This is a genomic window from Flagellimonas abyssi (assembly GCF_019457905.1).
GTDB lineage: Bacteria > Bacteroidota > Bacteroidia > Flavobacteriales > Flavobacteriaceae > Flagellimonas > Flagellimonas abyssi.
The window spans coordinates 365,255-384,529 of record NZ_JAHZSV010000003.1 but is presented as its reverse complement, the minus strand read 5'-3'; the positions used below and the strand labels follow the sequence as shown (position 1 = coordinate 384,529).

Here is a 19,275-nt window from a genome sequence, read left to right as displayed (position 1 = left end):
TCTTTTTAAGTTTTCAGTGGTCAGTTTTCAGTTTTAAGTATTCTGAAACCTGTTGTCTGAAGTCTTACATCTGTTTTTTAAACTGCAGCTTCTTCTTTTAACCAGTCGTATCCCTTTTCTTCCAGTTCCAGGGCCAATTCCTTGGTTCCGGATTTTACGATTTTTCCGTTGTACAACACGTGCACAAAATCAGGAACGATATACTCCAACAATCGTTGGTAGTGTGTAATCACGATGATGGCGTTGTCCTTGCTGCGCAATTTGTTTACACCATTGGAAACGATACGAAGGGCATCAATGTCCAAACCGGAATCGGTCTCGTCCAAAATGGCCAATTTGGGTTCCATCATAGCCATTTGAAAGATTTCGTTACGTTTCTTTTCCCCTCCGGAGAATCCTTCGTTCAAGGAACGTGAAAGGAACTTTCTGTCGATTTCCAACATTTCGGACTTCTCGCGAATCTTCTTGAGCATTTCGTTGGCTGGCATATCTTCCAAACCTTGTGCTTTTCTGGATTCGTTGATAGCGGTCTTCATAAAATTGGTCACCGATACCCCTGGAATCTCAACTGGGTACTGGAACGATAGGAACACTCCTTTGTGGGCTCTTTCTTCTGGGGAAAGTTCTTCCAAGTCTTCCCCTTCCAGAAGAATGCTTCCTTCGCCTACTTCAAATTCCTCCTGTCCTGCGATTACTTCGGCCAAGGTACTTTTACCGGAGCCGTTGGGGCCCATAATGGCGTGTACCTCTCCTGCGTTCACCTTTAGGTTGATTCCCTTAAGGATTTCTTTATCGTCTACGCTTGCGTGTAAGTTCTTTATTTCTAGCATTTTGTAAAATTGTGTTCTGTCTTAATAATTGTGATTTCGACTTCGCTCAATCACCAAATTGGATTGGGTAGCTGAGCGCCTGCCTGACGGGCAGGCAGCCGAAGTTATCCTACGGAGCCTTCCAAACTGATTTCCAATAGTTTTTGAGCTTCTACGGCAAATTCCATTGGCAGTTTGTTCAATACTTCCTTGCTAAATCCGTTTACGATCAAGGCAATGGCCTTTTCGGTATCGATTCCCCTTTGGTTACAGTAGAAAATCTGGTCCTCGCCAATCTTACTGGTCGTGGCCTCGTGCTCTATCTGTGCACTTTTGTTCTTGACCTCAATGTAGGGGAACGTATGCGCCCCGCAACGGTTGCCCATCAATAGGGAATCGCATTGGGAGAAGTTCCTTGCATTTTCGGCACGACTGTTCACCTGCACCAATCCACGGTAACTGTTTTGTGACTGTCCTGCTGAAATACCTTTGGAAATGATGGTACTCTTGGTATTCTTGCCCAAGTGAACCATTTTGGTCCCTGTATCTGCTTGTTGGAAATTGTTGGTCACGGCAATGGAATAAAATTCACCAATGGAATAATCACCTTTCAAAATACACGATGGGTATTTCCATGTTACCGCAGAACCTGTCTCGACCTGCGTCCAAGAAATTTTGGCATGCTTTTCACAGAGTCCGCGTTTGGTCACAAAGTTGTAAACGCCCCCTTTTCCCTCTTTGTTGCCAGGGAACCAGTTCTGAACTGTGGAATATTTGATTTCAGCATTGTCCAGGGCTATAAGCTCTACCACTGCTGCGTGCAATTGGTTCTCGTCCCGCATCGGGGCAGTACATCCTTCCAAATAGCTCACATAACTGCCTTCTTCGGCAATGACCAAGGTCCTCTCGAACTGTCCAGTTCCCGCTTGGTTGATTCGGAAATAAGTGGAAAGTTCCATAGGACACCTCACTCCTTTTGGAATGTAGCAGAAAGATCCATCGGAAAACACCGCTGAATTCAATGCCGCGTAAAAATTGTCCTTTTGCGGAACTACGGTTCCCAAATATTTTTTCACCAATTCAGGGTGCTCCTTGATAGCTTCGGAAATGGAACAAAAAATAATTCCTTTTTCGGCCAATGTTTTTTTGAAAGTGGTGGCCACGGATACGGAATCCATTACGATATCCACCGCAACACCTGCCAACTTTTTCTGCTCATCTACCGAAATTCCCAATTTTTTGAACGTATCCAGTAATTCTGGATCTACTTCGTCCAAGCTATCGTACTTCGGTTTTTTGTTGGGAGCCGAGTAATAGGAAATGTTTTGGAAGTCGGGTTTTTGGTATTTTACGTTCGCCCATTCGGGTTCTTCCATTTGTTTCCAGGCACGGAATGCTTCCAATCGCCACTTCGTCATCCAATCGGGTTCTTCCTTCTTCTTGGAAATGGCGACAACAATGTCCTCGTTCAACCCTTTTGGAAAGGTATCCGATTCAATGTCCGTGTAGAAACCATACTCGTACTCTTTGGTCTCCAATTCTTTCTTTAATTCTTCTTCTGTATAAGCCATATATTTTTAAATTAGCCAATTACAGGCTTTGAGTCAATGTTTATAGTGAAAAACTTTCTCCACATCCGCAGGTTCGCTGAGCGTTGGGGTTGTTGAACACAAAACCCTTTCCGTTCAAACCTCCGGAATATTCCAATGTGGTGCCCACCAAATACAAAAAGCTTTTTTTGTCCACGATGATTCTCACATCGTTATCTTCAAAAATCTTATCTGTATCTGTAGCGGAATTGTCAAAGGTCAATTCATAAGACAATCCACTGCACCCTCCGCTCTTTACGCCAACGCGCACATAGTCCGTGGTCGCATTATAACCTTCTTCGGTCATAAGCGACACCACTTTGTGCCTTGCTGATTCTGAAACCTTAATCATCTTACTTGAATTTAATCTAAATAGCCTACAAATATACTGTATCTAAAGGGTTTTACCATAGCAACTAACATTAATATAACGAATGATTCCATAGGTGTTTCCTATGAAAAATTAGTCCAATTTGACCACAAGTCCCATCAGTCGTGAATTTGCAAGTATTCTTAATGACTTTTGACAGGTTTTTGCCGAAAAAAATTTTATGTCCCGTCCGACTACAGGATTTACGATTATCCTCATTATTTTTGCAAAATGCTAGAAGACAAGAATCAAGAACGTACATCTTTGGAAGAATTGGGCGAATTTGGCCTGATCGACCAACTTACCAAAAACTTTGAACTGAAACAACCATCTTCCATAGTTGGGGTGGGCGATGACGCCGCCGTAATGGATCATAATGGCAAAAAAACCATTGTGTCCACCGACATGTTGGTGGAAGGGGTTCATTTTGACCTGAGCTATATGCCCTTGAAGCACTTGGGCTATAAATCGGTGATGGTGAATCTTTCCGATATCTACGCCATGAACGCCATGGCCACACAGATTACAGTTTCTTTGGCCATTTCCAACCGGTTTCCTTTGGAAGCGCTCGAAGAATTTTATGAAGGAGTAGCACTTGCATGCAAGCTATACAATGTTGACTTGGTAGGTGGAGACACCACCTCTTCCACAAGGGGAATGATCGTAAGCGTAACTGCAATCGGCGCTGCGGATGAGAACGACATCGTTTACCGAAAAGGCAGCAAGCCCAACGATTTATTGGTAGTTTCTGGCGATTTGGGAGGTGCCTATCTTGGCCTTCAGGTATTGGAGCGCGAAAAAGAGGTGTTCAAGGTAAATCCGAACAGTCAGCCCGATCTTGAACCCTATTCTTATATCGTAGAAAGGCAATTAAAGCCGGAAGCACGAAAAGACATTGTGGAACTGCTCAAAAAATTAGGGGTAAGGCCGACTTCCATGGTCGACATCAGCGACGGCCTTTCTTCGGAAGTAATTCATTTATGCAAGCATAGTGATATTGGCTGCAATGTTTTTGAAGAGAAAATCCCATTGGATCCCACGGTGATTTCCGCATCCGAAGAATTTAAAATGGACAGCACCATGATTGCCTTGAGCGGCGGTGAGGATTATGAGTTGTTGTTCACTATTGACCAAGCAGATTTTCCCAAGATCAAAGGAAACCCCAACTTGACGGTAATTGGACATATGACGGAAAAGAATGAAGGAATCCATTTAATTACTAGGGCGGAGACAAAAATTCCGATTACCGCACAGGGCTGGAACTCTTTCAATAAATAAAAAAATCCCGAAAATCAAGGGCATCCCTACATCATGGCATTGGGGCACGCAACCATTAGCAGTAGGTAATTACTTAAGTTTCCGGGATAAGATTTGGGCCTTTTCCTAAAACAAATAAGGGCTATGCCACTTGGTGCACTACCCTACTTTGCCTTTTTCTGTACATGTCTTCCAGTGTACTGTTGATCTCTTGCATTTGAGGTGTCAAGGCGGAGAGCTTTCCGCTGACATCTGTTGTAACTTGTTTTTGGCAGTGAATGCATTTGTACTCCTTTATGTGATGAGTCACTTTCTTGGAAACCGTATAATGGTGTCCGAACAAGCTGCAAAAGAAGGAAGAAAATTTGTTGCCATGCTGCGTAGTAGTTGTTTTCATAGGCGGGTGTAGTTTGGAGAAAAGCATATAATTACGAAATGGGGCTTCGAAAAATGCTTACTTTGGTTAATGGTAATTTTTTGTTATAAATTATTTTTGAGATTCAACTTTTATAGGAACGAATGTTGATAACTTTTTATTTTGTAAATGTATCGAGATAATATTTTTTTCGATGAAATACCTCAAAATCGATAAAAAGTCGCCTTTTTCCGTCAAAAAACGCTTTTGTAAGATACCGTATTGAAAACAAATTATCAACAATCCATCAATAAAAAATCGTTAACCGTCACTGCATTTGCGCTTTTTTCCCTGTTTTTTGGAGCGGGTAATCTGGTTTTGCCACCATTGCTGGGGTTTAAATCGGGTGATTTATGGTGGTTGGTGGCCTTGGGCTTCTGTATTTCGGGAGCACTTGTTCCTATTTTAGGGATAGTGGCCCATTCCAAACTACAGGGCACCCTGTTCGATTTTGCAAAAAAAGTATCTCCATCATTTAGTGTAGTATATTGTTATTTGATTTACGCAATTGCAATTGCTTTGCCATCGCCACGAACAGCATCGGTAACCCACGAAATGGCAATTCAGCCTTTTTGGGGTTCATCATCGTTACTTACCAGCCTTATCTACTTTATGTTGGTTTTTGTTTTTGCCACCAACAGAACCAAAGTTCTGGATGCTCTTGGAAAAATATTGACCCCTGGTATCCTTATCATCCTTTTGGTCATCATCATGACCGCCATATTTACCTTGGATTTTGATTTTGTCCCTTCTCATATGAGTCAACCTTTTAGTTCCGGTATTTTGGAGGGTTATCAAACCTTTGATGCCATCGGTGCCGTTGTGGTTGGTGCCGTAATCATAATATCGGTCAACATCAAAGAAAAAGCTGCTTCTTATGAAGAAAAACGAAGACTCATAAGGAGGGCAGGTCTTTGGGCAGGTGCTGGATTATTTTTAGTTTACGGAGGACTGATTCTCACCGGGGCCTTGTTTGGGAACTCTTTTGACAACGAAATAACCAGAACAGCACTCTTACGTGGAATAAGCACAAAAACTCTGGGCGAAACAGCCAATCTTTTATTGAGCATACTGGTAAGCTTGGCCTGTTTTACCACTGCTGTCGGAATTGTGACGGGCACTTCAGATTTTATAAAAGGCCGGTTCAACGATTCTTTATGGGCGTACCGAATCACAGCTTTTATAGGTTGTGTACTTGGTGTTTTAATAGGTCAGTTCGATGTGGGCTACATTATTACTGTGGCCGTGCCTGCTTTAATGTTTATATATCCCATAACTATCATTTTGATTTTACTGAACGTTGCTCCTGAGAAATACGCTTCTGAAAAAGTGTTCAGATGGGTTGTCGGCACTACAATCCTGTTCAGTATTCCTGATTTTTTGGGAAGCATTGGACTGGGCGAACACATTTCGCGTTATGTAGATTGGATTCCCTTGGGCCAACATCAAATGGGGTGGGTTTTGCCCGCATTGGTTGTTTTTATCGTCGCAAATCTAGGTGAGAAAAGTTAAAAGGTTGTCGAATATTCAAACCTGTCAGCAATATCGTCCGCTTCTGCCTTAGGCAGCCCCTCCTCTAAATTCTCCCACCATTCTGTCCAGATATGTTTAAGATCTATTTGACTCATGGTGTCCCCTGGACAATGAATGGGTCTCAGTTTTTTTAGTGGAAAGCTAAATCATTCTTAATCACAACAACAGTGTTTGTCACTTTTAGCTTTCTCGAAGCATTCCTTTCCCTCAGAAAGCGCAAAATAGGCCAAGCCCAAGGTTCCCAAACTATCCACATAAGGAATTTTGAAAAGTTCATAAACGCCACTACTTATCAAAAGGATAATGGACATGTACACACAGACCAAGGTACAGTTGGCATCTGCCAAAATGGGAGCCGAATCAAGTTCCCGCCCCACTTTCCTCTTCCACCAGACCAAAATCCACATAATGAGTATGGATATGAAGGAAATGATGACGCCCCAAAAAGTGGTCAGTGGTTTATGGCCGGTCCAAATATTGTATACGCTCGATACTACAAGACCTGTGAACAAAATATAAAAGGCAACACCTGTAATTCTTAAAGCTGTGCGCTCAAAATTGTCCCGATTGCTTTCGGGGTTCCTTTGGATGCGCAGTACCATATGGGCAATACCCAATCCCGAGATGACTTCGATAAAACTGTCCGTGCCAAAACCAAAAAGGGCAAGGCTTTCATCTTCAAAACCAAGATATGTGGAAACTATGCCTTCCACCACGTTATAGAAAATGGTGATAAGTGCTAGGACAAATGCGGTACGGTAAAGTTTATGCTGCTTTTCCAAACTATACGAATTTGCTTTTGTTGAAGTTCGCTTTTTTGTATGGAAAAGGCAAAAGATACATGTAACATATCTATTCCGAGCCCCGTTTCTTTTTATTATAGTGATAAATGGCATAGGCAATACCGGCCAACGCCACGAAAGGAAGGTAACTCCCGATCACTACGCCTATCTCGTAGGCACTGTCGGGAGCTTCCGCTATCTTTTTTTCAATGTTTGATTGTTGAATCAACCAAATTAGATTCATATTGTATCTTTTTTGTCCTTTGGAGCCAACAATGAATAGCTGTATCTCGACTGCACTCGATATGACTATTTACTTGTTCATCAACTCTTCGATTTCTTCAATCTCGATAGGGATGTTGCGCATTAAATTAAATGGCTCTCCTTTTTCTTGAATGACCACATCATCCTCCAAACGGACACCCATTCCTTCTGCCGGAATGTAGATTCCTGGTTCCACCGTAAATACCATATTGGCTTTCATCGGTGTTTTTAATTCTCCGTAGTCATGAGTATTCAATCCAATATGGTGGCTGGTGCCATGCATAAAGTATTTTTTGTACGCTGGCCAATCTGGGTTTTCATTCTGCACATCGGCCTTGTCCAATAAGCCCAAGCCTATTAATTCGGAAGTCATCAATTTTCCCACTTCTTTGTGGTATTCGGCCCAAATGGTACCCGGAACCAACATTTTAGTGGCTTCATCCTTAACACGGAGCACAGAGCTGTATACTTCTTTTTGCCTGTCGGTAAATCTCCCGTTGGCAGGAATAGTCCGGGTCATGTCACTGGAATAGTTGGCGTACTCAGCGGCAAGATCCAAAAGAATCATATCACCATCCTTCACTTCTTGGTTATTCTCCAAATAGTGTAGTACGTTGGCATTGTTTCCAGAGGCTATAATTGGACTGTAGGCAAAACCTTTGGAGCGGTTACGGACAAATTCGTGAAGGAACTCGGCTTCCATCTCGTGTTCCCAAACACCGGGCTTTACAAACCCCAATATGCGCCTGAATCCCTTCTCGGTAATATCGCATGCCTTCTGCATCAACTCAATTTCCTCGGGTTCTTTTACCCCTCTGATATTCTGCAAAATGGGATTGCTTTTGGCCCATTGGTGCGCAGGGTACTCTTTCTTGCATTTTTCTATGAAACGATCTTCACGGGTCTGCGTCTCCACCGCTTGGCGGTAATGCTCATTGGTGTTGAAATATATGGTGTCCGCTTCGGTCATCAGATCAAAAAAGATCTTGTCAAAATCGGTGAGCCAATACACGGTTTCTATCCCGGATACTTCGGTGGCCTTTTCTTTGGTGAGCTTTGCGCCTTCCCAAACGGCAATATGGTCATTGGTTTCCCTAACAAAAAGAATTTCCCTATGCTTCGAATCCATTGCATCTGGGAACAATAACAAAATAGTTTCCTCTTGGTCGGCGCCGCTCAAGTAGAATAGATCGCGGTTCTGCTCAAAGGGCAGGGTGCTATCAGCCCCAATGGGATAAATATCGTTGGAGTTGAATACCGCAATACTTTTGGGCCGCATGTGGGCCATAAATTTCTTGCGGTTTTTCACAAAAAGATTACTGTCTATCTGGAAGTATTTCATAGTTGAATTTTGATTTGCCCAAATTTAGGTAATTGCGTTACCGAAGACAAATTCTTACCTTCCATATCAAATTGAAAAAATGCAACTCAACCTTAGCATCCCCGCCCTACTTTTTCCTGCTATTTCTTTGACCATGCTGGCCTATAATGCAAGATATTTGGCCATTGCGGCACTGATCAGGCAACTCCACAAACAGTTCGAGGAGACTTCCGCCCAGCCCCTAAAGCAACAAATCAATCAGCTGAGAAACCGTTTGGGTATTATAAAAAATATGCAGGCGTCGGCCATTATCAGTTTTTTGCTGGCAGCAGTGACCATGTTCCTTGTTTATGTGGAAATGGAGGTTTGGGCCAACATTATTTTTGGCATAAGTTTGGTTTTTTTAATGATCTCCTTGATTCTCTCTCTTTTAGAAGTACAGCTATCTACAAAAGCTCTAGGGATTCAGTTAAAAAATATGGAGAAATAATCAGGCATTAAAACAATCTATGTAAGAATACTTCGTTACCGTTCTGTTACTAAAAATACAATCGTCAATTGAAAAGGCCCTTGCACCAATCCTAACTGTCCATTGGTAAACCCGACCATAATGGAACAATCGCTTACATTTACTTTTGCCGAGTAATTTTTATATATCCTCAAGAATAGATTTATGCAGCGTGTTAAGGATTTGGAGTTTTTTAAAAAAATAAAACAGATCAGGGAATATGAGTTTGGCACTTTTTATTTTTTTGATGGATTGGTCATCTCAGAAATGAACGAAGGTGAAACCTTTAATTGGTCCAAAGCGGAAAAAATAATAGATGTAGCTTACGAAGTCTCAGGAAAGGATAGGCCAATTGCCTATATCAGCAATCGAATTAACAATTATTCCGTTGTACCCACGGATTGGCTAAAGTTTTACAAAAATCGCCATAAACTGGAATTCTATTCCATTGTTGCCTACAACAATAGCGGATTGACAAGTGTGATTTTAGAAAAATTATTCTTCCAAGATAAAATACGTCAGTTCTCAAGTCTTGAAGATGCCGTAGGATGGAGCGTTGCCAAAATCAACAATAGCGAAATTGACCAGCATACGTAAATGCGTTTGCTTTATCTGCTACGTTTAGCATTTTTATCCACGAACTGAACTATTTTTTTGGCCACATTGACACCCGTTGCGGCCTCAATTCCTTTTAAGCCGGGCGAGGCGTTCACCTCGATCAACAAAGGACCGTTCTTTGACCGAATCAAATCCACCCCGGCCACACCTAGCCCCAAATGTTTGGTGGCATTTATCGCCATAAACTTTTCTCTGGGCGTTAATTGTACTTTTTGTGTCTCGGCACCACGATGAACGTTGGACCTAAAATCATCCAGTCCGCTGGTTCGCTTCATGCTGGCCACAATTTTATTGTCCACAACAATTATCCGAAGGTCTTCGCCATTGGCTTCCTCGATATACTCTTGCAACAAAATGCTTGTGTTCATATTGTACAGGGTATCTATGACAGATTTTGCAGATTTTTTGCTTTCGGCCAAGATAACCCCTTTGCCCTGGGTTCCTTCCTGCAGTTTGATGATCACCGGGGCTCCGCCCAAAAGTTCAATCTGGTGCTCCACATTATTGGGGTTGATGGAAAACACCGTTTTTGGTACTGGAATTCCCTTTTTGAACATCATTTGTAGGGTAGAAACCTTGTTCCTTGCCCGAATGATTCCAAGAGACTTTGCCGTGCTAAATACATGGTTCATCTCAAACTGTTTTACTATGGCAGCGCCATGCCTGGTAACAGTGGTTCCTATTCTGGGGACAATGGCATCGAAATCATCCGTAATATTCTCGGTTCCGTAAAAAATTTGTGGCTTGTCCCCTCCCAATTGTACCGAGCACTTTGTGTGATCGATATGCTCTACATAATGGCCTGCCTTTTCAAACTCCTCGGCAATTCTCCCAGAAGAATATACATTTAAGCTCACGGAAAGTATGGCAACGTCCATCGGTTCTTTAAATTTTATCCAAATTCGGACAATTATTTGGATTTTCCTTTTGCCGGCCGTTTTTCTTTTGATTCCAATTGGATTTACACCATAAGTTTTGGCAGGTTCACGATTACCCTTGTTCCCAGTGCCTTTCCAGTTTCTTCGTCTTTTATATCGTAAATGGTATAGCTGAAATCTTCGTGGTATTTTTTGGAAAAAAAATCCAACCGATCCTGAACTATTGACAATCCCAATGATTGGCCCTTGAGCGGATTTTGAAGGTTTTTAAGACGGGAAGCCTGTCGTCCCACACCATTGTCTTCCACTATAACCTTAAGACAGTCCTCTTTCTCGCTTTCCTGGACTTTAATAATCAACCGCTTTTTACCGCTTTTTGTTGTGAGTCCGTGCCAAATGGAATTTTCCACAAAGGGCTGTAATATGAGCGAGGGAATCAAAATAGCGTCCGTAGATACTCCATCGTCAATTTCGGCAATGTATTCAATATTGTTTTTGAATCGGTCACTTTCAATTTCAGTGTACATTTCAATAATGGCCAACTCCTCTTTTAAGGTGACAAGGTCCTTCCTTGAGCTTTCCAAGATTCCACGGATAAGCTTGGAAAACCTTCCCAAGTAATAAATGGCCTTTTCTTGATTGTTTTCTATCAAATAGGATTTGATGGAGTTGAGCGCATTGAAAATAAAATGAGGGTTCATTTGACTGCGCAGGGCATCGAGCTTGAGCTGTGCGAACCTGTTCTCCATTTTCATGGTGAGTTTTTCGGTTCTTTCCCTTTGGGCTTCCGAACTGAGCCCCTCTATTTCGGCCTTGGTCTGCAAAAGTTCATCCGACAGTGTTCGGTTAATACTCTCCTTGATCACTTGGTTCTCTTCTAGCTGATCTATGTATTTTTTCTGTACTTGGGCCTTATCCCTATAGACCATTTTTTGCTCTAAACCAATGGCGAGGGCAAACAAGAGACTTTCCAACAATACCCCCAAGTAAAAAATATACAGTGTTTCGTCATTGGCCCTACTATCCTTAAACGAATACAAAGTGATGATGAGGTAGGAAACAAAAAGTGCCGACATACCCGATAGGATGTACCACTTGATTATGCGATCCTGTTTCAGTACCAAATAGAATCCTCCCACAAACACGATCAAGCTCATGGGCAAAAAGAAAAACCCATGGAAATAATCAATCAGGTAAGATCGGCGATTCATCAATTGAACGGCCCATAAGGTCAAATATATCGGGGCAACGCCCAAATAGGCCCGGTATGCCCATTTAACGAATTTGGGATGTCCGTTTTTGAGCTGCATGATGTCCAGGACAAAAAAGCTGAACAGCATCGAGGCAAACAATTGTGTGGGGTAATGAACCCAGGCTACAAAGCCTCTTCCGGAAGGACTATGAAAAAAGTCCGAAAAAAAGGCACCTTCCACATATTTCATCAACGTAACGCCGGTAACCAGGGCATATAAACAGTAAAAGAGGTAAAATCTTTTCTTATGCTGAAAAAACTGTATCAGAAAAAAAACAAAAAGATAGAACAGTACGGAAACCACAAAGAAACCAAATCCATTTTGGTTACTTTCCTTGAAGAAGTCTGTCAAATTTTTCAGCATAAGGGCATATTAGCTCATCCTATTTAAAAAAGCCTCTTTTTTGGTCCTTGAAACAGGTATTTTCTTTTGGTTCAACAAGACCAAGTACCCTTCGGACCGCAAATACTCTTTTACCTTTAGCAAATGGACGATGTAGGAATTGTGTACCCTGAAGAACATTCGATTGGGAAGCATGTCCTCCAGCTCTTTCAGTTTTTTTGATACCAATAACTGTTCTCCGGATTCCAAAAAGGCTTTTGAGTAATTCCCGTCCGATTCGCAATACACAATTTCGTTCACACGCAAGAACAAAATCTTTCCACTTACCGGAATCTGGACGATCTGTGGTGAACTTGCCCGGGAAAGCGCCTCAAACGTTTGTTCGAATTGGTGTTTGAAACTTTGCGCTCCATTCAGCTTTTTCAGCTTTTCCACCACGCCCAAAATATCATCCTGATCTACCGGTTTCAAAAGGTAATCCACCGCGCTTTCCTTAATGGCCCTAATGGCATATTGATTGTATGCTGTGGTGATAACTATGGCAAAGTTGCGGTATTCCAATTTTTCCAAAAGAGAGAACCCGCTCATTTCGGGCATTTCAATATCCAAAAAAACACAATCGGGCTTTAGGTAATTGATTCCCGATATGGCCTCTACGGGAGAGGTGAATGTTTCAATGATCGAGATAAAGTCCGAGTGTTTCCTCAATTCCCAAGACAAGCTATTTATAGCGGCCAACTCGTCATCTACAATAATTACCCTCATGATGGTTTCTTCTTTACCCCAAATTATAAATTGAACCGCTACAAAACCCAACCATAGTGATATTTAACACAAAATGGTGTGTAAGCTACATGTATGCTGTACGAATGGTAAATCTTTCCAAAAAAGAAAGGAACGTCCCATTGGCAATAAAAAACAACCAGCCAGCATAATAATATACACCTATGGTAAGGAACGAGTTCATCAACTGGTCCAGCAATTCTAATTTGACCCCCTGAAACCCAAAAAATTTAAACATGAAAACAAGTGAATTATCAATTAAAGCATTTCTTTTAACAGTAATGTCGGTCGCGTTGATTGTCTCTTGCTCTCCAGAAGATGGTGAGGATGGTGCCGTTGGCCCACAAGGACCTCAAGGTGAGCAAGGGGTCGCCGGACCTGCAGGCCCTCAAGGGGAACAGGGGGAACAGGGCGAGCAAGGAGAAACAGGTACGGCCAATGTTATCTATTCGGATTGGATAGCATCCGAATTTGGAGGTCTTGCTGCAGCCGAAGAATCCGATCAATTGTTGGTTTCCTTTGGACTAGGGGAATTCAACAATGCAAATGACGTTCTCCTTGTCTACGGAAGACGTGAAATCAATGTAATATCAAACGAGGTCTATCAATTGCCCTTTGAGCTAATTTCCCAAAATGAAATCTATAGGTATAGATTGTCTGAAGGTAGCGGATTTATAGCGCTATATGTAGAAGCACTGACCACTGATGGAGGAAGCAACTTGTTTACTTATTTTGATGACTTTAGATATGTCCTCATCCCTGGTGGAGTATCCACTTCTGGTAAATCAAACATAGATTTTACCAAAATGAGCTACGAACAAGTCATCGAATATTTCAATATTCCTGAATAATCAGATTCTATAAAGTTCCCCCTAATTCAAAACACACCTATTATTTAAGCTCTTATATAAAGATGAAACAATTATTATACGTTCTCTTGGTGGCAATGATGCCTTCCCTAATGGCGGCCCAAGAACAAAGCGCTACCATTACAGTATTGGCCAGGGCCATCCATGTGGATTCTTCTCCCATCTATAAAGCCACCGTTTCAATAAGCCCTGCGTATTCAAGCTATGCTTCGGACGGCATGGATTTCGAGGAACTAAGGTCCCTTTACCAAAAGGCATTGGAATTGCAAGGTATCTCTTGGAAGGAAATCAAGGAAAGACCGTATGAGTTTGGTTTTGAGACCATGGGGTATGATAAAGAGGGTGCCATCTATGAATTTTCAACTTCGTCCATCGAAAAAATGAGAACTTTTTTGACCATAAAATCGTTGGGGCTTCAGCGTTTGAATAGCGTTGCTGTTATAAAAATAGATGAAAACGCGGCTAAACTACTCTATGGCAAAGCAATGGAAGACGCCAGAAAAAAAGCATCCTTAATCGCGCTCACCCTGGGCAAGGAACTTGGTGATGTAATCACTGTAGAGGACAATCAATATCTAAACGAGCAGGTGGAAACGGCCATATATTATGATCGCCCGGTCAATGAATACATCTATTCCCTTCAAGTGGTGTTCGAAACAAAATAATCTTCAAACCAGATATTCTTAAATACCTTATAGCCCATTTGTAAGCAATTTCAGCAAGCTCAATCTTTTTGAATGGAATAAAAATTCCAGCCCAAGTTCCTTTTGTCAGTTTTATTATATCATTTTCAAAGCTTTGACCCTTCCCTATAATGTTTCTAAATAAGGGGGTTCTACTTCTTTATTACTTGTTAAAAACTCATTCGTGCCGTAAATTTGTGTAAAAACTAACTTCTAATGAGTTTGATAAAATCTTCGCTGGCCCGAAAATATGTTATGGCCCTATCGGGTCTTTTTTTGGTCACATTTTTGATTCTTCACGTGACCATTAATTTGGCCTCGGTATTTTCTCCTGATTTTTTTAATGAAGCATCCCACTTTATGGGCTACAATCCCATAGTCCAGTTCTTGATGCAGCCTATCCTTATTGCTGGTGTCATCGTACACTTTGTAATGGGTTTTGTTTTGGAAATCCAGAACAGAAAGGCCAGGAACGTGGGTTATGTTAAGTACAATGGTAGCGCCAATGCGCCCTGGGTTTCCCGAAACATGATTTATTCAGGTCTGGTCATCCTTGCATTCTTGGCATTGCACTTCTACGATTTTTGGATACACGAAATGGCCTACAAATATGTAGAGGCCAATCCTGAGGACCCCACACGTTATTATCATGAAACGGTAGAGAAATTTGCTCCTTTCTGGAGAACCATTCTTTACGTGGTTTCCTTTGTGTTGCTTAGCTTGCACTTGTGGCATGGCTTTGCTTCCTCTTTCCAATCCATGGGTGCCAATAACAAGTACACCGTTGGATTCACAAAATTTGCTAAAATATTTGCGGTAGTGGTACCCTTGGCATTTGCTTTTATCGCCTTGTATCACCACCTTAACCCAATAACACATTAAGTATGGGCATATTGGACTCTAAAATTCCATCTGGGCCATTGGCCGACAAATGGACCAAGCATAAAAACGACATCAATCTGGTTAACCCTGCCAACAAAAGGAACATAGACATCATTGTTGTAGGTACAGGACTTGCAGGTGGTGCCGCTGCAGCTACTTTGGCCGAGTTGGGTTACAATGTAAAAACATTCTGTTATCAAGATTCTCCGCGTAGGGCACACTCCATTGCTGCCCAGGGAGGGATCAATGCAGCAAAAAACTACCAAGGAGATGGCGATAGCAACTACCGCCTTTTCTACGATACCATAAAAGGTGGCGATTACCGCTCCCGTGAAGCCAACGTTTATCGACTGGCCGAGGTGTCAGGAAACATTATCGACCAATGTGTGGCACAAGGTGTTCCCTTTGCCCGTGAGTATGGTGGTATGTTGGACAACCGTTCTTTTGGTGGAGTACTCGTATCTAGAACTTTTTATGCCAAAGGACAGACCGGGCAGCAATTATTGCTTGGTGCTTATTCCGCAATGAACCGTCAAATCAACCGTGGAAAGATTCAAGCCTTCAACCGTCACGAAATGATGGATTTGGTCTTGGTCGATGGTAAGGCAAGAGGAATTATCGCCAGGGACTTGGTAAGCGGAAAAATTGAAAGACACAGTGCACACGCCGTTGTTTTGGCAACAGGTGGCTACGGAAACGTATTTTTCCTTTCTACCAACGCCATGGGAAGTAACGTAATGGCCGCATGGAGAGCACACCGTAAAGGAGCTTTCTTTGCCAATCCATGTTTTACTCAAATTCACCCAACTTGTATTCCTGTTTCAGGAGACCATCAATCCAAACTGACCTTGATGTCAGAGTCGCTTAGAAATGATGGACGTATTTGGGTACCTGCGAAAAAAGAAGATGCTATTGCAATCCGTGAAGGCAAATTAAAGCCAACCGAACTGGCTGAAGAAGATAGGGACTACTACCTGGAAAGAAGGTACCCTGCCTTCGGTAACCTAGTGCCGCGTGATGTGGCATCCAGAGCTGCCAAAGAACGTTGCGATGCTGGTTTTGGAGTGAACAAGACCGGTGAAGCGGTATTCTTGGATTTCGCATCTGCCATAGAGCGTTATGGAAAAGAAAAAGCTTTGACCTCTGGTCTTAAAGACCCAGACAAAGCTACCATCACCAAACTGGGAGAAGAGGTTGTTGAAGCCAAATATGGCAACCTGTTCCAGATGTACGAAAAAATCGTAGATCAGAATCCGTATAAGACCCCAATGATGATTTATCCTGCGGTACACTACACCATGGGAGGTCTTTGGGTAGATTATAACTTGCAGACCACAATTCCTGGCTGCTATGCTGCGGGCGAGGCCAACTTTAGCGACCACGGTGCCAACCGTTTGGGAGCTTCTGCTTTAATGCAAGGACTTGCAGATGGGTATTTTGTACTCCCCTACACGATTGGAGATTATCTATCAAAAGATATTAGAACCGGAGCCATTCCAACAGATTCTCCAGAATTTGACGAAGCCGAAAAACAGGTCCGCGACAGAATGGAAAAGTTGATGAGCGGTTCGGGAATCCATTCCGTGGATTATTATCACAAAAAACTCGGCAAGATTATGTGGAACAAATGTGGTATGGCCCGTAACGAAAAGGAACTGAAAGAAGCCATCAAGGAGATTTCCGCACTTAGAAAGGATTTCTGGGAGAACGTAAAAATTCCGGGAAGCATCGAATCGAAAAACCAAGAGCTTGAAAAAGCCGGACGCGTTGCGGATTTCTTGGAGTTGGGCGAACTTTTTGCGAAGGATGCACTGCACCGTAACGAATCCTGTGGAGGACACTTCCGCGAAGAATACCAAACGGAAGAAGGCGAAGCGCTCCGTGATGACGAGAACTTTAAATATGTGGCCGCTTGGGAATACAAAGGTGAGCCCAAAGATGCCGAATTACATAAAGAGGATTTGGTTTACGAAAATATTGAACTGAAGACAAGATCCTACAAATAAGAAGCTATGAAATTATATCTAAAAATATGGCGTCAAAAAGACGCATCCGCACCAGGAAAAATAGTTGATTATACCCTAGACGGTGTAGAAGGAGATATGTCTTTCTTGGAAATGTTGGATATCCTAAATGAAGAATTGGTCTCCAAAGGAGAGGAGCCCGTAGAGTTTGACCACGATTGTAGGGAAGGTATCTGCGGAACATGTTCGCTTCAAATCAATGGGGAGCCCCATGGACCGGACAGATTGGTAACTACTTGCCAATTGCACATGAGAAAGTTCAACGATGGGGATACCATTGTAATTGAACCTTTCCGCGCCACTGCATTCCCCGTTATCAAGGATTTGATCGTAGACCGTAGCGCTTTTGACCGTATACAGCAAGCTGGCGGGTATATTTCCGTGAACACCTCCGGAAATACAATCGATGCGAATTCCATTCCAATCAATAAGCATGCTGCTGACGAAGCCATGGACGCCGCTACCTGCATTGGCTGTGGAGCTTGTGTGGCCGCTTGTAAAAATGCAAGTGCCATGTTGTTCACCTCTGCGAAGGTATCTCAATTTGCCTTGTTGCCTCAAGGTCAAGTTGAAGCTACCGAGCGTGTTCAGAATATGGTTCGCCAAATGGATTTGGAAGGTTTTGGTAACTGTACCAACACGGGAGCTTGTGAAGTGGAATGCCCAAAAGGTATTTCATTGACCAACATTGCTAGAATGAACCGTGAATACTTATCCGCTACATTAAAGGGGTAAAACAACTCACATTGATATATACAAAACCCAAATTCCGATAGGAGTTTGGGTTTTTTATTATCTTACGGTATGCCCAAAGAATACCCAAAAGAACGCATCAAAGTGCCTCGATTCAATGAGGAATCAGGTTTCTATACGACACCGGAACGTTCCAAGATCATGGGAAAAATCCGAGGTAAGAACACAAAGCCGGAACTAGCCTTTAGAAAGGCGTTGTGGCAGTCGGGCTACCGATATCGTATCGACTACAAAAAACTTATAGGAAAGCCCGATATCGCCCTTAAAAGGTACAAAACCGTCATATTTATTGATGGGGAATATTGGCATGGTCATAATTGGGAAGAACGAAAGGAAAAAATTAAGACCAATCGTGAATTCTGGATTCCAAAGATTGAACGCAATATACAACGGGACCAAGAAGTAAATCAGGCATTAAAGGACAAAGGATATACCGTCTTCCGATTTTGGGAAACTGAAATAAAAAAGGACTTGGATGGGTGTTTGGAACAGGTATTGACTCACCTCAACAAGGTCAAAGCTGCTTTTTCACAATCCTGAAGACTTGTAGTACATCTTCCAAAGCCAATTCAAAATCTTGAAATTCTGGAGAAGTATTCAAATTGTGGCAAACCAATGTCCTTTTTTCTTTATTATATCCTGTAAGCCGCTTACAGATAATCCTATCCGCACAAACCAATATATAGGATTGCCGCCATAAGGTCTCATTACGGGTCAACGATTCTTTTTTGATTTCCAGACCAAGAACGTATGCTTTGTTAGGAATGGATTCAGCACTGGAATCGTTCATGGAATCGCCAGATACTTCGAATATACGGTGGGGTTCTTCGGTTAAAAAATCAATAATAAAACCTCCCTGAAATGGATTGCTGAAGTTATCCTTCCGTAAATTTTCAATATATTCTTTTTGCCACTCTACCAGTATCAAAGGAGCCATAACCAAATATTTACCATGCTCCAATGGGTAAAAAACGCTTCCATGCTTGGTAAATGGCTGACGTTTGGTATAGGCCTCGCCCATATCGTTTACCTCGTGCATGTACAGCTCGGCAATGGTAAGGCCAAAATACTCGGCTATCTTGGTTAGATTTTTGATCGGGATATTGGCGTCCTTGCGTTCGTAGAGCTGAATCGTACGAAGACTTACCCCAATTTCCTCGCCCAATTGCGATTGACTTATGTTATTTTTTCTTCGTAACTGCTTAATTATATACATTTATTTCTATATTGTGTACTATTGTTACGCAATATGCGCTTAACGCAGCAATTTATCTAGTTTTCTGTAATTGGGTTACAAGCCAAATATAGAAAATAGGATCTGACCCCGACATATAATTATTTA

The 19,275-nt window shown here is 42.2% G+C and carries 21 protein-coding genes; 10 read left to right on the top strand and 11 right to left on the bottom strand.

The window, feature by feature from the left end; translation table 11 throughout:
* Window positions 1–77: 77 nt before the first annotated feature.
* From sufC to K1F36_RS04375, 3 genes are all read right to left on the bottom strand, one after another.
* The gene (gene sufC, locus K1F36_RS04385; protein WP_220112699.1) at window positions 78–830 is read right to left on the bottom strand and encodes a Fe-S cluster assembly ATPase SufC; all 753 of its coding nucleotides are present in this window, start codon (window positions 828–830) and stop codon (window positions 78–80) included.
* A gap of 104 nt (window positions 831–934) precedes the next feature.
* Complete coding sequence (sufB, locus tag K1F36_RS04380) at window positions 935–2,380, bottom strand: Fe-S cluster assembly protein SufB (RefSeq protein WP_220112698.1); 1,446 nt, start codon at window positions 2,378–2,380, stop codon at window positions 935–937.
* A 40-nt stretch (window positions 2,381–2,420) separates the two neighbouring features.
* On the bottom strand, window positions 2,421–2,750 hold the full coding sequence (locus K1F36_RS04375) for a HesB/IscA family protein (protein ID WP_207031329.1): 330 nt from the start codon (window positions 2,748–2,750) through the stop codon (window positions 2,421–2,423).
* 249 nt (window positions 2,751–2,999) lie between these two features.
* Here K1F36_RS04375 and thiL point away from each other — a divergent pair, with 249 nt between their 5' ends.
* Entirely contained in the window at window positions 3,000–4,046 is a 1,047-nt protein-coding gene (gene thiL / locus K1F36_RS04370) for a thiamine-phosphate kinase (protein ID WP_220112697.1), read from the top strand.
* 121 nt (window positions 4,047–4,167) lie between these two features.
* Here thiL and K1F36_RS04365 read toward each other — a convergent pair whose 3' ends face one another.
* Window positions 4,168–4,422 (bottom strand): hypothetical protein, encoded by a 255-nt coding sequence (locus K1F36_RS04365; RefSeq protein ID WP_108245934.1) that lies wholly within the window; start codon window positions 4,420–4,422, stop codon window positions 4,168–4,170.
* A gap of 240 nt (window positions 4,423–4,662) precedes the next feature.
* On the opposite strand from K1F36_RS04365, the gene brnQ reads away from it, so the two are divergent.
* Entirely contained in the window at window positions 4,663–5,952 is a 1,290-nt protein-coding gene (gene brnQ / locus K1F36_RS04360; protein WP_220112696.1) for a branched-chain amino acid transport system II carrier protein, read from the top strand.
* Window positions 5,953–6,125: 173 nt separating this feature from the next.
* Here the strand turns inward: brnQ and K1F36_RS04355 are convergent, their stop codons facing one another.
* From K1F36_RS04355 to K1F36_RS04345, 3 genes are all read right to left on the bottom strand, one after another.
* Window positions 6,126–6,755 (bottom strand): cation efflux transmembrane domain-containing protein, encoded by a 630-nt coding sequence (locus K1F36_RS04355; RefSeq protein ID WP_258538932.1) that lies wholly within the window; start codon window positions 6,753–6,755, stop codon window positions 6,126–6,128.
* Between the two features lie 70 nt (window positions 6,756–6,825).
* Window positions 6,826–6,999, bottom strand: coding sequence for a hypothetical protein (locus tag K1F36_RS04350; protein ID WP_220112694.1), 174 nt, complete (start codon window positions 6,997–6,999; stop codon window positions 6,826–6,828).
* 69 nt (window positions 7,000–7,068) lie between these two features.
* Window positions 7,069–8,361: an aminopeptidase P family protein gene (locus K1F36_RS04345; RefSeq protein ID WP_220112693.1), complete on the bottom strand. Its 1,293-nt coding sequence runs from the start codon at window positions 8,359–8,361 to the stop codon at window positions 7,069–7,071.
* Between the two features lie 79 nt (window positions 8,362–8,440).
* Here K1F36_RS04345 and K1F36_RS04340 point away from each other — a divergent pair, with 79 nt between their 5' ends.
* On the top strand, window positions 8,441–8,830 hold the full coding sequence (locus K1F36_RS04340) for a DUF2721 domain-containing protein (RefSeq protein ID WP_207031320.1): 390 nt from the start codon (window positions 8,441–8,443) through the stop codon (window positions 8,828–8,830).
* Window positions 8,831–9,013: 183 nt separating this feature from the next.
* A complete protein-coding gene (locus tag K1F36_RS04335; RefSeq protein WP_220112692.1) occupies window positions 9,014–9,445 on the top strand; it encodes a hypothetical protein in 432 nt (143 codons plus the stop codon).
* Window positions 9,446–9,456: 11 nt separating this feature from the next.
* On the opposite strand, the gene K1F36_RS04330 is transcribed toward K1F36_RS04335, so the two are convergent.
* From K1F36_RS04330 to K1F36_RS04320, 3 genes are all read right to left on the bottom strand, one after another.
* On the bottom strand, window positions 9,457–10,344 hold the full coding sequence (locus K1F36_RS04330; RefSeq protein WP_220112691.1) for a RimK family alpha-L-glutamate ligase: 888 nt from the start codon (window positions 10,342–10,344) through the stop codon (window positions 9,457–9,459).
* Window positions 10,345–10,427: 83 nt separating this feature from the next.
* A complete protein-coding gene (locus K1F36_RS04325) occupies window positions 10,428–11,960 on the bottom strand; it encodes a sensor histidine kinase (RefSeq protein ID WP_220112690.1) in 1,533 nt (510 codons plus the stop codon).
* Between the two features lie 9 nt (window positions 11,961–11,969).
* On the bottom strand, window positions 11,970–12,704 hold the full coding sequence (locus tag K1F36_RS04320) for a LytR/AlgR family response regulator transcription factor (protein ID WP_207031314.1): 735 nt from the start codon (window positions 12,702–12,704) through the stop codon (window positions 11,970–11,972).
* Window positions 12,705–12,958: 254 nt separating this feature from the next.
* Between K1F36_RS04320 and K1F36_RS04315 the strand changes: the two genes are divergently transcribed.
* The 6 genes from K1F36_RS04315 to K1F36_RS04290 all read left to right on the top strand — a co-directional run bounded on the left by K1F36_RS04315 (window position 12,959) and on the right by K1F36_RS04290 (window position 18,473).
* The gene (locus tag K1F36_RS04315) at window positions 12,959–13,573 is read left to right on the top strand and encodes a collagen-like protein (RefSeq protein ID WP_220112818.1); all 615 of its coding nucleotides are present in this window, start codon (window positions 12,959–12,961) and stop codon (window positions 13,571–13,573) included.
* 62 nt (window positions 13,574–13,635) lie between these two features.
* Complete coding sequence (locus K1F36_RS04310) at window positions 13,636–14,256, top strand: SIMPL domain-containing protein (protein WP_220112689.1); 621 nt, start codon at window positions 13,636–13,638, stop codon at window positions 14,254–14,256.
* A gap of 234 nt (window positions 14,257–14,490) precedes the next feature.
* Window positions 14,491–15,156 carry a succinate dehydrogenase cytochrome b subunit gene (locus K1F36_RS04305; protein ID WP_207031311.1) on the top strand — a complete coding sequence of 222 codons (666 nt, stop codon included), beginning with the start codon at window positions 14,491–14,493 and terminating at the stop codon, window positions 15,154–15,156.
* A 2-nt stretch (window positions 15,157–15,158) separates the two neighbouring features.
* On the top strand, window positions 15,159–17,162 hold the full coding sequence (locus tag K1F36_RS04300; RefSeq protein ID WP_220112688.1) for a fumarate reductase/succinate dehydrogenase flavoprotein subunit: 2,004 nt from the start codon (window positions 15,159–15,161) through the stop codon (window positions 17,160–17,162).
* A 6-nt stretch (window positions 17,163–17,168) separates the two neighbouring features.
* Window positions 17,169–17,915, top strand: coding sequence for a succinate dehydrogenase/fumarate reductase iron-sulfur subunit (locus K1F36_RS04295; RefSeq protein ID WP_220112687.1), 747 nt, complete (start codon window positions 17,169–17,171; stop codon window positions 17,913–17,915).
* A 69-nt stretch (window positions 17,916–17,984) separates the two neighbouring features.
* On the top strand, window positions 17,985–18,473 hold the full coding sequence (locus K1F36_RS04290; protein ID WP_220112686.1) for a very short patch repair endonuclease: 489 nt from the start codon (window positions 17,985–17,987) through the stop codon (window positions 18,471–18,473).
* Here K1F36_RS04290 and K1F36_RS04285 read toward each other — a convergent pair.
* Window positions 18,448–19,149, bottom strand: a complete 702-nt coding sequence (locus tag K1F36_RS04285) for a helix-turn-helix domain-containing protein (protein WP_220112685.1) — start codon at window positions 19,147–19,149, stop codon at window positions 18,448–18,450. The genes K1F36_RS04290 and K1F36_RS04285 overlap by 26 nt on opposite strands.
* Between the last annotated feature and the right edge of the window lie 126 nt (window positions 19,150–19,275).

Bases quoted from the DNA above. Each gene is read 5' to 3' on its own strand.
- K1F36_RS04285 (WP_220112685.1), bottom strand. From the start codon at position 19,149: ATGTATATAATTAAGCAGTTACGAAGAAAAAATAACATAAGTCAATCG.
- K1F36_RS04340 (WP_207031320.1), top strand. From the start codon at position 8,441: ATGCAACTCAACCTTAGCATCCCCGCCCTACTTTTTCCTGCTATTTCT.
- K1F36_RS04335 (WP_220112692.1), top strand. From the start codon at position 9,014: ATGCAGCGTGTTAAGGATTTGGAGTTTTTTAAAAAAATAAAACAGATC.
- K1F36_RS04345 (WP_220112693.1), bottom strand. From the start codon at position 8,361: ATGAAATACTTCCAGATAGACAGTAATCTTTTTGTGAAAAACCGCAAG.
- K1F36_RS04305 (WP_207031311.1), top strand. From the start codon at position 14,491: ATGAGTTTGATAAAATCTTCGCTGGCCCGAAAATATGTTATGGCCCTA.
- K1F36_RS04350 (WP_220112694.1), bottom strand. From the start codon at position 6,999: ATGAATCTAATTTGGTTGATTCAACAATCAAACATTGAAAAAAAGATA.
- sufB (WP_220112698.1), bottom strand. From the start codon at position 2,380: ATGGCTTATACAGAAGAAGAATTAAAGAAAGAATTGGAGACCAAAGAG.
- K1F36_RS04300 (WP_220112688.1), top strand. From the start codon at position 15,159: ATGGGCATATTGGACTCTAAAATTCCATCTGGGCCATTGGCCGACAAA.
- K1F36_RS04320 (WP_207031314.1), bottom strand. From the start codon at position 12,704: ATGAGGGTAATTATTGTAGATGACGAGTTGGCCGCTATAAATAGCTTG.
- K1F36_RS04310 (WP_220112689.1), top strand. From the start codon at position 13,636: ATGAAACAATTATTATACGTTCTCTTGGTGGCAATGATGCCTTCCCTA.
- K1F36_RS04365 (WP_108245934.1), bottom strand. From the start codon at position 4,422: ATGAAAACAACTACTACGCAGCATGGCAACAAATTTTCTTCCTTCTTT.
- K1F36_RS04325 (WP_220112690.1), bottom strand. From the start codon at position 11,960: ATGCTGAAAAATTTGACAGACTTCTTCAAGGAAAGTAACCAAAATGGA.
- K1F36_RS04375 (WP_207031329.1), bottom strand. From the start codon at position 2,750: ATGATTAAGGTTTCAGAATCAGCAAGGCACAAAGTGGTGTCGCTTATG.
- K1F36_RS04330 (WP_220112691.1), bottom strand. From the start codon at position 10,344: ATGGACGTTGCCATACTTTCCGTGAGCTTAAATGTATATTCTTCTGGG.
- K1F36_RS04295 (WP_220112687.1), top strand. From the start codon at position 17,169: ATGAAATTATATCTAAAAATATGGCGTCAAAAAGACGCATCCGCACCA.
- K1F36_RS04315 (WP_220112818.1), top strand. From the start codon at position 12,959: ATGAAAACAAGTGAATTATCAATTAAAGCATTTCTTTTAACAGTAATG.
- thiL (WP_220112697.1), top strand. From the start codon at position 3,000: ATGCTAGAAGACAAGAATCAAGAACGTACATCTTTGGAAGAATTGGGC.
- sufC (WP_220112699.1), bottom strand. From the start codon at position 830: ATGCTAGAAATAAAGAACTTACACGCAAGCGTAGACGATAAAGAAATC.
- K1F36_RS04290 (WP_220112686.1), top strand. From the start codon at position 17,985: ATGCCCAAAGAATACCCAAAAGAACGCATCAAAGTGCCTCGATTCAAT.